Consider the following 11,937-nt stretch of genomic DNA (forward strand, 5'->3'; position numbering starts at 1 on the left):
GCGCAATGTTCATCCCCCTCTCCGATCACAATCCGCACCGCCACATCACCGCGCCCTATGTCACCTTCGCGCTGATCGGGATCAATCTTGTGGTCTTCCTGCTGACGACCGGGCTGGTGCCGTCGCAGTCGGCCAATGCCAACATGCTCGGCCTCGGGCTCATTCCGGCCGTCGTCACCGATCAGGCGCATCTGGCGAGAGACCTTGTCCTCGTGCCGACCTGGGCGACCTGGCTGACCTACATGTTCATGCATGCGGGATGGATGCATCTGATCGGCAACATGCTGTTCCTCTGGGTCTTCGCCGACAATATCGAGGACGCCATGGGCCATTGGCGCTTTTTTGTCTTCTACCTGCTCTGCGGGCTGATCGGCGGCGCCGCACATCTCGTCATCAATCCGGCCTCGCAGGCGCCGCTGGTCGGTGCGTCGGGGGCGGTCTCGGGCGTGCTGGCTGCCTATCTCCTGCTGTTTCCCCGGGTCCGGGTGTTCGGCCTGGTTTTTAACGTGCTGCCCCTGACGATCCCGGTCTGGCTGGCGCTGGGCACCTGGGTCATGCTGCAGGTCTATCACCTGGTCACCACCCATGGCGGGGCGACCGCCTGGTGGGCGCATATCGGCGGGCTGGTGGCCGGCGCCGCGCTGGTCGGCCTGATGAAGAGCCGGGACGTCGTCTTCTTCAGCCACCAGCGGCAATTGCCGGTGACGGTGCCGCGCATCCCCCTGCGGCGCGGATGAGCGCCAGTGTCATTTTGCCTCGCGGCGGCCTTTGGCCTACACCAAGGGCAACCACCAGTGGCGCCCAGGCTCCGGGGGTTGATTCGGGAGAGTGCATGGCGAACGAGGGACAGACGACGGCAATGCTCGCCCGCAGCGGCGAGGGGCGCCGTGCCGCGCTACTTTTCGACACGCTTTCGCCCGAAGGACGCCCCGTGCAGGCAGCACAGGTGCGGGTCTCCGTGCGGCCGGGCCGGCCGAACGGATATGCCAGAATGGCCGTAGAGTTGATCGCCGACGCCAAGCTGCGAGGCTCCGCCATCCGCCGGGATGGAGCCCTCGGCACGGTCCGGCGATGACGGCCTGAACGCCAGGATCGGAATTTCGTGGACGTCGCCCCGCTCGTCTCGGCCTATCGCTACCGTTTCCACGTCCTCGACGCCTATGGCGGACGCATGGGCGGCCTCGCCCGTCCGAGCGGGACCATCGAGGAGGCGCTGCGCCAGGCGGCGGCCGAGCTCAAGCGGGTGGCCGATCCGCCCGGCCAGCTGAAGCGCCTCGCCCATCGGATCAATGCCGAGACGCGCGCCGCCCTGCGCGACGTCATCGCCCGCGCCGAGAACGACCTCGCCATCGCCATCACCCGCTTCGGCACGGAGATCGGCGCTCCTCCCACGGGCCCGCATATCGATCTGCGGGCCTCGCTGGACGGGCTCGACCGTGCCTATCGGGCGAGCGACCCGGCGCCCGATGATTTCGACGGCTGGTACGACCAGCTCGATGCCCAGATCTCGCATCTCTCGGCGCTCATCCAGCTCGAGAGGGAGCTCGATGTCGCCCGCGGCGGCGGACAGCAGGTCCGCCTGCCGGACTCATCGCCCCGGCGGCTGAAGTGGGTCCTGGTGATCCTGGCCGTCGCCGCCGTGACCGCCATCGGCATTGCCGGCCTGACGACCTTCTCCCTGCGGGACGGCGGAACCGCGGCGACGCCGCCCGTGCCGCCAACGGGTGGCGCGGAACAACCGCGGCTCGTCCGCACCGTACCGATCACCGTGTCGCCGGCAACGGCGGAGAGCCCGCCGGCCCCGGCCGCGGCGGGCTGCCGTGTGCTCGAGATCGAGATCGCCGCGGAGGGTGCGAGCCTGCTCGATGCGCCGCTCGGCGGTCAGCCTGTCGTCCGCCTCGCGGCGGGAGAGAAGGTCCAGCTCCGCCAGGTCATCGAGATGGGGCCGACGCGACTCATCGAGGTCGAGGTTCCCGCACGATCGGCGCGCGGCTTCATCGGCGAGCGGGAGGCCCGCCTGCCGGTCATGACCTGGTCCTGCGACCGCTGACGGCCAGGCGGGCGGAAGCCGCGTCAGATGCCCGCGATCTCGTTCATGGCGCGGGCAAGCGCGATGTCCTTGGCCGTCAGCCCGCCGGCATCATGGGTCGACAGCGTGACCTCCACCGTCCGGTAGACGTTGAACCATTCGGGATGGTGATCCATCGCCTCGGCGGCCAGCGCCACGCGGCTCATGAAGCCCCAGGCCTCGGAGAAGTCACGGAAAGCGAAGCGCCGGGTGATGGCGTCGCGGCCCTCCACGGCGATCCAGCCGGGCAGCGAGGCCATCGCCGCGCGTCGTTCGTCGTCGGTCAGCTTGCCGCTCATGGCGATCTCCCTCTGTGGTTCGGCCCTCGCCCACCCCCGCGCATGGCCAAAAAAACGGGCCGGCGCCAAGGCGCCGGCCCGCACGTTCGCGTCGGAGGGGATGACCGAACGTTCCATCGGCAGGACCGATGGTGCTCGGCGCGATCGAACCGACTCCGGGGGGCTGGGGGGCTGAAGAGACCGGAGCGGCGCCGATCAGGCGCCGAGGCAACAATGCCAAGCTCGCGCCGGCTCTTGACCCCACCGGGGCCGAAATGGGGCGCTACCATGGCATGTCTCACCGCCGCGTGATGGCCGGTCATGGTTCACCCTGGCTGGCTGCATGGCAGGATGAGGGGCTCGTGCCCGGTCGCGGCGAGGAAGGCGACGAGGTCGTCCCGTGCGATGGAGGTGGTCGCGGTGTTTTCCAGCGGATGATAGTTGAGGACCGGCTGTTCCATCATCGCCGCGTCGAGGACGACGGTGACCCGCTGCCCGGTGTCGCAGAGCGCGCCGAAGGGCGTCACCGCGCCCGGCTTGACGCCCCAGACCTCCTCCAGCAGGTCGCCGGAGCCGAAGGATAGCCGCCCGGAGGCACCGACGACCTCGTGCAGGCGCTTCAGGTCGATGACCGCGTCGCCGAGAGCGACGACGAGGAAGAGCCGGCCCTTCTTGTCCTTGAGGAAGAGGTTCTTGGTGTGGCCGCCGGGGATCGTCTCCTTGACGTGCCGGCCCTCGGCCACGGTGAAGACCGCCTCGTGCTCATGGGTCGTGGTGACGATGCCGAGCCGGTCGAACAGGGCGAAGAGGGCGGCACGGCGCGCGGCGATGGTGGTCATGGCAGCGACGCTTCAGGTGCCGAGGGCGGTGCGGATCAGCCGCAGGGCATCCTCGCTCGCCCACTCCGCCGGGCCGGCGAGGAAGCCGAGCTCGCAGCCATTGGCGTCGATGAGCAGGGTCGTCGGCATGCCGAAAGCCCGGCCCGCCGCCTTCAGGTCCTGGAAGATGCGGGCGCTGTGGTCGGCGTAATGGGCCATGTGGCGGATGCCGTTCTCGGTGAGCCAGGTCGCGGCACGGTCGGGGTTGCGCGTGTCGATGTTGACCGCCACCACCTCGAAGGTCTGCCCGCCCAGCAACTGCTGCAGCCGGTCGAGGGCGGGCATCTCGTGGCGGCAGGGCGCGCACCAGGTGGCCCAGAGGTTGAGGAGCACGGCGCGGCCGCGGAAATCGGCAAGGGTGATGTCGCGCCCGTCGGGGCCCTTGAAGGCGAGGTTCGGTGCGATCATCGGCGCGGTCGTCACCTTGAAGGCGGCGAGTTCGCCGCGCGCCAGCGGCGCGAGATTGGCGGCGACGGTGCGGGCGGCGTTGCAGGCCGGCGCCGACGCATTGCGCGCGGGGCCGCCTGTCCAGTAGAAGGCCACAGCGCCGGCGCACAGTCCGATCAGTCCTGCCGCGAGGATGGTCATTCTGGCGCGGGACAAAAGCGAATTCCTTCTTCCTTCGGGGACGCGACGATGACCGTAGCCGACAAAGCCGGCAATTCCATGTGGGGCGGCCGTTACGCCTCGGGCCCGGCCGCCGTGATGGAGGACATCAACGTCTCGATCGATTTCGACAAGCGCCTGTATAGGCAGGACATCGCCGGCTCGAAAGCCCATGTGGCCATGCTGGCCGCTCAAGGCATCGTGAGCCGCGATGACGAAGCCGCGATCAGCCGCGGCCTCGACCAGGTCCTGGCGGAGATCGAGGGCGGCCGCTTTACCTTCAAGCGCAGCCTCGAGGACATCCACATGAACGTGGAGGCGCGCCTCGCCGAGATCATCGGCGCGCCGGCCGGCCGCCTGCACACCGCCCGGTCGCGCAACGACCAGGTGGCGACCGACTTCAAGCTCTGGGTGCGCGACGCCGCCGACGGGCTCGACGCCCAGTTGAAGGACCTGCAGAAGGCGCTGGCGGAAAAGGCGCTGGCGGAAGCCGCCACGGTGATGCCGGGCTTCACCCATCTGCAGGTGGCGCAGCCGACCACCTTCGGTCACCACCTCATGGCCTATGTGGAGATGGTCGGCCGGGACCGCGGGCGGATCACGGATGCCCGGCGCCGCCTCAACGAGAGCCCGCTTGGCGCCGCCGCCCTCTGCGGCACGTCCTTCCCCATCGACCGGCACATGACGGCCGCGGCCCTCGGCTTCGACCGTCCCACCGCCAATTCGCTCGATTCGGTGGCCGACCGCGACTTCGTCATGGAAGTGCTGGCGGCGGCGACGATCACGGCGGTGCACCTGTCGCGCCTCGCCGAGGAGATCGTCATCTGGTGCTCCTCGCCCTTCTCCTTCGTGACCTTGTCGGACGCATTCTCCACCGGCTCCTCGATCATGCCGCAGAAGCGCAACCCGGACGCGGCGGAGCTGGTGCGCGCCAAGGTCGGCCGCATCCTCGGCGCCTTCAACGCCATCACCGTGGTGCTGAAGGGCCTGCCGCTGACCTATCAGAAGGACATGCAGGAGGACAAAGAGCCGACCATGGATGCGCTCGCCTCGCTGTCGCTGGCGATTGCCGCCACTGCCGGCATGGTGCGCGACCTCAAGGCCAATGCGCCGGTGATGAAGAAGGCGGCCGGTCAGGGTTACGCGACCGCCACGGACCTTGCCGACTGGTGCGTGCAGGCGCTCGGCATCCCCTTCCGCGAGAGCCACCATATCGCTGCCAAGGCGGTCGGGGCCGCCTCGGCCAAGAGCCTGCCGCTGCACAAGCTGACGCTGGCCGACATGCAGGCGGTGGACAAGCGCATCACCGCCGATGTCTTCTCGGTCCTGTCGGTGGCGAAATCGGTGGCGAGCCGCGTCAGCTATGGCGGCACCGCGCCGAAGAACGTCAGGGCCCAGGCCCGGCGCTGGCTGAAACTGCTGGGGTGAGCAGGGCCGGTCAGGCCTGCTCGATTTCAGGGAGTCCCCCCGCACCCTCCAAAAAAAATCCCGAACCGGATCGAACCTTTTGCTCGCCTCCCGACACCCAAGGTCATGCCGCCGCGAAGGCCGCGGCGATCAACCGGGGGAGGCGATCCATGTTCAACCAGTTCGGCATTCGAAAGTCGGCTCTCACGCTCCTTGCGGCCGCGGTCTTGTCGACGGGCGCCGGGATCGCCTCCTCCGCTCATGCGTCCGCGCTCGCCGCCAGCGCCCGCCTCGCCGTCCCGGCCATGACCTCGCAGACCGAGTACGGCACCGACGACGACGGGTCCGGACAAGGCCATCGCCTCACCCGCCCGGCCAACCGCTTCAACGGCTTCGCCGGCATGCCCGGCCCGACGGCGGGCACGCGCCAGGGGCCGTAACCCCGGTCATCGGGATAAGAAAAAGGCCGGGTCGCCCCGGCCTTCTTTCATGTCCGGGGCTGGCGCCCTCAGAGCCCCAGCTTCTTCTTGCGCTGGCCGAGCGTGCGCAGGCGCAGCGCATTCAGCTTGATGAAGCCGGCGGCATCGCGGTGGTCATAGGCAACGGCGCCTTCCTCGAAGGTCACAAGGTCCTGGTCATAGAGCGAATAGACGCTCTCGCGGCCGATGGTGATGACATTACCCTTGTAGAGCTTCAGCCGGACGGTGCCGGTGACGAATTCCTGGCTCTTGTCGATCAGCGCCTGCAGCATCTCGCGCTCGGGCGAGAACCAGAAGCCGTTATAGATGAGCTCGGCATATTTCGGCATGATCTCGTCCTTGAGATGGGCCGCGCCGCGATCCAGCGTGATGCTCTCGATGGCGCGATGGGCCATCGCGAGGATCGTGCCGCCCGGCGTCTCGTACATGCCGCGCGATTTCATGCCGACGAAGCGGTTCTCGACCAGATCGAGCCGGCCGATGCCATTGATCCTGCCGAGCTCGTTCAGCTTGGTGAGCAGCGTCGCCGGCGACATGGCCTGGCCGTCGATGCCGACGGGGTCGCCCTCCTTGAAGTCGATGGTGATGACCGTCGCCTTGTCGGGCGCGGTCTCGGGGCCGTCGGTGCGCGAGTAGACGTAATCCGGCACTTCCTGGGCCGGATCCTCCAGCACCTTTCCCTCGGACGAGGCGTGCAGCAGGTTGGCGTCGACCGAGAAGGGGGCTTCGCCGCGCTTGTCCTTGGCGATCGGGATCTGGTGCTGTTCGGCGAAGGCGATGAGCTGCTCGCGCGAGCGCAGGTCCCATTCGCGCCAGGGGGCGATGATGGTGATGTCCGGCTTCAGCGCATAATAGGAGAGCTCGAAGCGCACCTGGTCATTGCCCTTGCCGGTGGCGCCATGGGAGACGGCATCGGCGCCGACCTGTTCGGCGATCTCGATCTGGCGCTTGGCGATCAGCGGCCGCGCAATCGAGGTGCCGAGGAGATAGAGGCCCTCGTAGAGCGCATTGGCGCGGAACATCGGGAAGACATAGTCCTTCACGAAGGTTTCGCGCAGGTCGTCCATGAAGATGTTCTCGGGCTTGATGCCGAGCAGCAGTGCCTTGTCGCGCGCCGGGCCGAGTTCCTCGCCCTGGCCGAGATCGGCAGTGAAGGTGACGACCTCGCAGCCATAGGTTGTCTGCAGCCATTTCAGGATGATCGAGGTGTCGAGGCCGCCCGAATAGGCGAGGACGACTTTCTTGACGGGTTTCTGCGCGGCCATGAGCGGGTTTCCAGGGCAGTCGGAGGGGTGAGCGTGGGCTTAAAGAAGCCGCGCCCGCGTGGCAAGCCGCACGGGCGTCAGGGCCGCCCGCCGGCGAGGCGCCGGAGCGGCGCGCCGAGGCGGCCGAGACCGGCTGCGACCTCCGCCTCGGTCGGCGCCTGCGGGCGCCGGTAGAACCAGCGATAGGCGAAGGCGATGATGAGCAGCGTCAGCAAGGTCGCGATCAGCGTGTCGGAAAGGAAGTGGCCGCCAAAGGCGATGCGCAGGCCGGAGACAACGGCCGTATAGCCCGCTACCGCCGCAAGCAGGGGCAGGCGCGCCGGCGGCGGCGCAAGGAGGGCGGGGGCGGCCAGCCAGGCGGCGCCGGATGCCTCGCCCGAGACGAAGGAGCAGTTGGTGACGCATTGACGGCCGTCGCCCGGCTGCCACCAGGGCGTGAAGCGCCAGGACCCGCCGAGTTCGGTGACATGGACCGGCCGGGCCCGTTCCCAGTGTTCCTTCAGGATGCCGTTGACGAGCAGCACCGGAGCGGCGAGCAGCGTGAGGAAGAGGAAGGCGGCGGCCCGGGCCGCCATGAACTGGCGCGAGGCCGGCAGGAGGATGTGCTGGATGAGCGAGACGAGAGCAGCGATGCCGATGACGATGGTCGGCCACATGCTGACCCGGCGCAGGAAGGCGGCAACCGGGTTCTGGCCAAGCCAGAACCCGTCGGCAGACGTCCAGAACCAGCCGGCCACCGTCAGGTCATCCTGCGGAAAGACCGCGAGGACGGCGGTGGCAATGGACAGGACTGTGACGGCGGCGATGAAGAGGGCGCGGACCAAGGCAAGTTCCGGTCTGACGGCGGGAGAGGCCTTCTACAGCGAGCCCGGCGGCAGGCCAAGGCTCCCGCCGGCGCGGCCGAAGGTCACGAGGGCAAATCCGACTCGGCGCTGGCATCGTGCCGCATGATCAGCGGCATCTGGGCCATGGCGAAGATCATGGTGATCGGCATGATGCCCCAGACCTTGAAGGCGACCCAGAAATCGGTCGTCTGGGTGCGCCAGACCACCTCGTTGATCCCGGCGAGCAGGAAGAAGAAGAAGGCCCAGCGCCAGGTCAGCAGGCGCCAGCCCTCATCGGTCAGGGTGAACACCGAATCGAGCACGAGTTTGAGGACGTTGCGGCCGGTCAGACCGGCCCAGACCAGAACGCAGCCGAAGAGCGTGTTGACGATGGTCGGCTTCAGCTTGATGAAGAGGTCGTCGTGAAGCAGCAGCGTCAGGCCGCCGAAAACGGTGACCACGACCGCCGAGACCAGCGGCATGACGGGCAGCTTGCGGATCAGCGACCAGGTGACGGCGAGCGAGGCGAGGACGGCGACGACGAAAATGCCGGTGGCGAGGAACAGACGCTTGTCGGGCGCCACGCCGAACCAGCGATCGCCGTAGGAATTGACGAGAAAGAAGGTCACCAGCGGGCCCATTTCGAGGGCCAGCTTGGCGAGCGGGGCGAGTTCGCGCTTTTCGGTATGCGTCATCAGCCTTGGAGCCATGGACAAATTGTCGGGCGAGTCTAGCGTGCGCGCAGCGTCGAGACCACCGTGATCCGGCGCGACCGTGCTGGAGCGCCATTGTGTCCTACGTCTTCGAACCCGCCGCCCGCCCCGCCCTGCCGATCGTCGGCACCGCCATGCTGTTCCCGGTGCGCCGGGTCTATTGCGTCGGGCGCAATTACGCGGCCCATGCCCGCGAGATGGGCGGCGATCCGACCCGCGAGCCGCCGTTCTTCTTCAACAAGGCGGCAGATGCCCTGCAGCCGGTGCCGCATGGCGTGACCGTCGACCATCCCTATCCGCCGAAGACGGCCAACTACCATTTCGAGCTGGAGATGGTCGTCGCCCTCGCCAAGGGCGGCCGGGACATCCCGATCGACAAGGCGCTGGACTGCGTCTTCGGCTATGCGGTCGGCCTCGACATGACCCGCCGCGACCTGCAGGACGAGGCCAAGGCGCTGAAGCGTCCGTGGGAACTCGGCAAGTCGTCGGATCTCTCCGGCCCGGTCGGGCCGCTCTATCCGGTCTCCCAGGTCGGCCAGAAGCTGAAGGGTCCGATCTCGCTGACCGTCGACGGCGTGGTCAAGCAGAAGGCGGATCTGGCCGACATGATCTGGTCGGTGGCCGAGCAGATCGCGTTCCTGTCGACCTATTTCGAGGTCTGCCCGGGCGACGTCATCTTCACCGGCACGCCGGACGGCGTCGGCGCGGTGACCCGCGGCCAGACCATGGTGGCGGCGGTGGACGGCCTCGGCGAGATCAGCCTGAAGGTCGTCTGACGCGCCGCGTCGGCCGCGGTTCACCGGTTTGAGGAACGCGGCTGCCCCGGCAGCCGCGTTTTCTGTTGGCCAGTCGACGAAAAAGGGCGGCCCGAGGGCCGCCCTGATGGCCGGAATCCAGCGCTTCCACCATCACAGCGAGCGCTTGATCTCCTCGACGCGGTAGCACTCGATGATGTCGCCGGCGCGCATGTCCTGGTAGGTCTCGAAGGCCATGCCGCATTCCTGGCCGACCTGGACTTCCTTGACCTCGTCCTTGAAGCGCTTGAGCGTCGACAGCTTGCCCTCGTGGACGACGACGCTGTCGCGGATGAGGCGCACATTGGCGCCGCGCTCGACACGGCCGTCGGTGACGCGGCAACCGGCCACCTTGCCGACCTTGGTGATGTTGAACACCTCCAGGATCTCGGCATTGCCCAGCATGGTTTCGCGCAGTTCGGGCGCGAGCAGGCCGGACATGGCGGCTTTGATGTCGTCCACCAGGTCGTAGATGATGTTGTAGTAGCGGACCTCGATCCCGGCCTGCTCGGCCGCAGCACGCGCTTCCTTATGGGCGCGCGTGTTGAAGCCGATGATGACCGAGCCGGCCGTCTGGGCGAGGCCGACATCGCTCTCGGTGATGCCGCCGACACCTGACAGGATGACACGGGCCGCCACCTCGTCATTGCCGAGCTTGCCGAGAGCGCCGACGATGGCCTCGACCGAGCCCTGCACGTCGCCCTTGATGATGAGCGGGAATTCCTTCTTGCCGGCGCCAGCCTTGAGCTGGCTCATCATGTCGGCGAGGGACGAACGTCCGGCGCCGAGGCGCGCTGCCGCCTTCTCCCGCTTCAGGTTGGAGCGGTAGTCGGTAATCTCGCGGGCGCGGGCTTCATTGACGACCACCGCGACGCGGTCACCCGCCTCCGGCGTGCCGTTGAAGCCGAGCACCTCGACTGGGACGGAAGGACCGGCCCCGTCGGTCGATTCGCCCTTGTCGTTGATCAGCGCGCGCACGCGGCCCCATTCGGCGCCGGCGACGATAATGTCGCCGGGATGCATGGTACCGCGCTGGATCAGCACGGTCGCCACCGGACCTCGGCCGCGGTCGAGCTTGGCCTCGATCACCGTGCCTTCGGCCAGACGGAAGGGGTTGGCCTTCAGTTCGAGCACCTCGGCCTGCAACTGGATGAGTTCCAGCAGCTTGTCGAGGCCCTGGCCGGTCTTGGCCGAGAGTTCGACCTCGAGCACGTCGCCGCCGAGGCTTTCGAGCTGCACCTCGTACTGGAGGAGGTCGGTCTTGACCTTCTCCGGACGGGCGTCGGGCAGATCGATCTTGTTGATCGCCACAATCAGCGGGACCTTGGCGGCCTTGGCGTGGTTGATGGCCTCGACCGTCTGCGGCATGACCGAATCATTGGCAGCGACGACGAGAACCACGATGTCCGTCACCTTGGCGCCGCGGGCACGCATGGCGGTGAAGGCCGCGTGGCCCGGCGTGTCGATGAAGGTGACGAGGCCGCCGAGCGGCGTCATCACCTGATAGGCGCCGATATGCTGGGTGATGCCGCCGGCCTCGCCCGAGACCACGTTGGTCTTGCGCAGGGCGTCGAGCAGCGAGGTCTTGCCGTGGTCGACGTGGCCCATGATGGTCACGACCGGGGCGCGGCCCTCCAGCATCTCCTCCGGATCGGGCGAATCGAACAGACCCTCCTCGACATCGGCCTCGGCGACACGGCGGACCGTGTGGCCCAGTTCCTCGGCGATGAGCTGGGCGGTGTCGGCATCGATCACGTCGGTGATCTTGTGCATCGCGCCCTGCTTCATCAGCATGCGGATGATGTCGACGGCCCGCTCCGACATGCGGTTGGCGAGATCGGCGATGGTGATCGTCTCGGGGATCGTCACCTCGCGCAAGATCTTTTCCTTCTGCTCGGTCGGACGACGGCCCGTCATGCGCTGCACGCGGCGACGGAAGGAGGCTTCCGACCGCATGCGGTCGGACGAATCCTCGAGTGCGTTGGTCAGGGTCAGGCGGGTGCGGCTCGGCGCATCGGCCGTCGGGCGCTCGGGGCGGGTCGCGGGCGCCGCGACCTTGCCGCCAGGACCGCGGCGAACGCCGCGCGGACCGTCATCGTCGTCCCCCGCGGCGCGCGGGCGACCGGCGGAGGGCGGACCCGAGCGCATCGGACCCGCACCCTCTGGACGGGTGGGAATGGCACTGGCGGCCGGAGCCCCGAACTGACGCGGCGGACGCGGACCATCGAGGCGCGGCGGACGGCCGTCGACACGCGGCGGACGGTCGCCGAAGGGACGGTCGCCCTGCGGACGGTCACCATAGGGGCGGTCGCCGGGCGGACGCGGGGCATAGCCGCCCTCGCGGGGTGGACGGTCGCCGAAGGGACGGTCGCCCGGCGGGCGCGGCGGGCGGTCGCCGAAGGGACGGTCGCCCTGCGGACGGGGAGCATAGCCACCCTCTCGCGGCGGGCGGTCGCCGAAGGGGCGGTCGCCGGCCGGACGCGGCGGACGGTCGCCGAAGGGGCGGTCGCCCTGCGGACGCGGCGGACGGTCGCCGAAACCGGGGCGGTCGCCCTGCGGACGGGGCGCATAGCCAGCGACACGCGGCGGACGGTCGCCGAAGGCGCGGGCTTCGCGGGCGGGCGG

At 68.5% G+C, this 11,937-nt stretch carries 13 protein-coding genes; 6 read left to right on the plus strand and 7 right to left on the minus strand.

The genetic code is table 11. From position 1 onward, the window contains the following. The first annotated feature begins 5 nt into the window (after positions 1 to 5). The 3 genes from Q0C57_RS19710 (at position 6) to Q0C57_RS19720 (ending at position 2,050) form a co-directional block, all read left to right on the plus strand. Positions 6 to 737 carry a rhomboid family intramembrane serine protease gene (locus tag Q0C57_RS19710; protein WP_296579236.1) on the plus strand — a complete coding sequence of 244 codons (732 nt, stop codon included), beginning with the start codon at positions 6 to 8 and terminating at the stop codon, positions 735 to 737. 95 nt (positions 738 to 832) lie between these two features. Next, on the plus strand, positions 833 to 1,075 hold the full coding sequence (locus Q0C57_RS19715; protein ID WP_296579239.1) for a hypothetical protein: 243 nt from the start codon (positions 833 to 835) through the stop codon (positions 1,073 to 1,075). A gap of 27 nt (positions 1,076 to 1,102) precedes the next feature. Beyond that, positions 1,103 to 2,050, plus strand: a complete 948-nt coding sequence (locus Q0C57_RS19720; RefSeq protein WP_296579241.1) for a hypothetical protein — start codon at positions 1,103 to 1,105, stop codon at positions 2,048 to 2,050. A gap of 23 nt (positions 2,051 to 2,073) precedes the next feature. On the opposite strand, the gene Q0C57_RS19725 is transcribed toward Q0C57_RS19720, so the two are convergent. The 3 genes from Q0C57_RS19725 to Q0C57_RS19735 all read right to left on the minus strand — a co-directional run bounded on the left by Q0C57_RS19725 (position 2,074) and on the right by Q0C57_RS19735 (position 3,827). Continuing rightward, a complete protein-coding gene (locus Q0C57_RS19725) occupies positions 2,074 to 2,373 on the minus strand; it encodes a 4a-hydroxytetrahydrobiopterin dehydratase (RefSeq protein ID WP_296579259.1) in 300 nt (99 codons plus the stop codon). Positions 2,374 to 2,672: 299 nt separating this feature from the next. Continuing rightward, positions 2,673 to 3,185: a prolyl-tRNA synthetase associated domain-containing protein gene (locus Q0C57_RS19730; RefSeq protein ID WP_296579244.1), complete on the minus strand. Its 513-nt coding sequence runs from the start codon at positions 3,183 to 3,185 to the stop codon at positions 2,673 to 2,675. A gap of 12 nt (positions 3,186 to 3,197) precedes the next feature. Continuing rightward, the gene (locus Q0C57_RS19735) at positions 3,198 to 3,827 is read right to left on the minus strand and encodes a TlpA disulfide reductase family protein (RefSeq protein WP_296579246.1); all 630 of its coding nucleotides are present in this window, start codon (positions 3,825 to 3,827) and stop codon (positions 3,198 to 3,200) included. Between the two features lie 33 nt (positions 3,828 to 3,860). Here Q0C57_RS19735 and argH point away from each other — a divergent pair, with 33 nt between their 5' ends. Both argH and Q0C57_RS19745 read left to right on the plus strand, forming a co-directional pair. Next, positions 3,861 to 5,258, plus strand: coding sequence for an argininosuccinate lyase (gene argH / locus Q0C57_RS19740; RefSeq protein ID WP_296579247.1), 1,398 nt, complete (start codon positions 3,861 to 3,863; stop codon positions 5,256 to 5,258). A 149-nt stretch (positions 5,259 to 5,407) separates the two neighbouring features. Beyond that, positions 5,408 to 5,677 carry a hypothetical protein gene (locus Q0C57_RS19745; RefSeq protein WP_296579250.1) on the plus strand — a complete coding sequence of 90 codons (270 nt, stop codon included), beginning with the start codon at positions 5,408 to 5,410 and terminating at the stop codon, positions 5,675 to 5,677. Between the two features lie 68 nt (positions 5,678 to 5,745). Here Q0C57_RS19745 and Q0C57_RS19750 read toward each other — a convergent pair whose 3' ends face one another. The 3 genes from Q0C57_RS19750 to Q0C57_RS19760 all read right to left on the minus strand — a co-directional run bounded on the left by Q0C57_RS19750 (position 5,746) and on the right by Q0C57_RS19760 (position 8,515). Continuing rightward, positions 5,746 to 6,981, minus strand: a complete 1,236-nt coding sequence (locus tag Q0C57_RS19750) for an argininosuccinate synthase (protein ID WP_296579252.1) — start codon at positions 6,979 to 6,981, stop codon at positions 5,746 to 5,748. A gap of 77 nt (positions 6,982 to 7,058) precedes the next feature. Then, complete coding sequence (locus Q0C57_RS19755) at positions 7,059 to 7,805, minus strand: phosphatase PAP2 family protein (protein ID WP_296579253.1); 747 nt, start codon at positions 7,803 to 7,805, stop codon at positions 7,059 to 7,061. Between the two features lie 83 nt (positions 7,806 to 7,888). Continuing rightward, a complete protein-coding gene (locus Q0C57_RS19760; protein ID WP_296579256.1) occupies positions 7,889 to 8,515 on the minus strand; it encodes a septation protein A in 627 nt (208 codons plus the stop codon). Positions 8,516 to 8,592: 77 nt separating this feature from the next. Between Q0C57_RS19760 and Q0C57_RS19765 the strand changes: the two genes are divergently transcribed. Continuing rightward, complete coding sequence (locus Q0C57_RS19765) at positions 8,593 to 9,294, plus strand: fumarylacetoacetate hydrolase family protein (RefSeq protein WP_296579261.1); 702 nt, start codon at positions 8,593 to 8,595, stop codon at positions 9,292 to 9,294. A gap of 132 nt (positions 9,295 to 9,426) precedes the next feature. Here the strand turns inward: Q0C57_RS19765 and infB are convergent. Continuing rightward, a partial coding sequence (infB, locus tag Q0C57_RS19770; protein WP_296579257.1) for a translation initiation factor IF-2 occupies positions 9,427 to 11,937 on the minus strand: 2,511 nt, incomplete at its 5' end.

It is taken from the genome of Phreatobacter sp., from assembly GCF_022843985.1.
Taxonomy (GTDB): domain Bacteria; phylum Pseudomonadota; class Alphaproteobacteria; order Rhizobiales; family Phreatobacteraceae; genus Phreatobacter.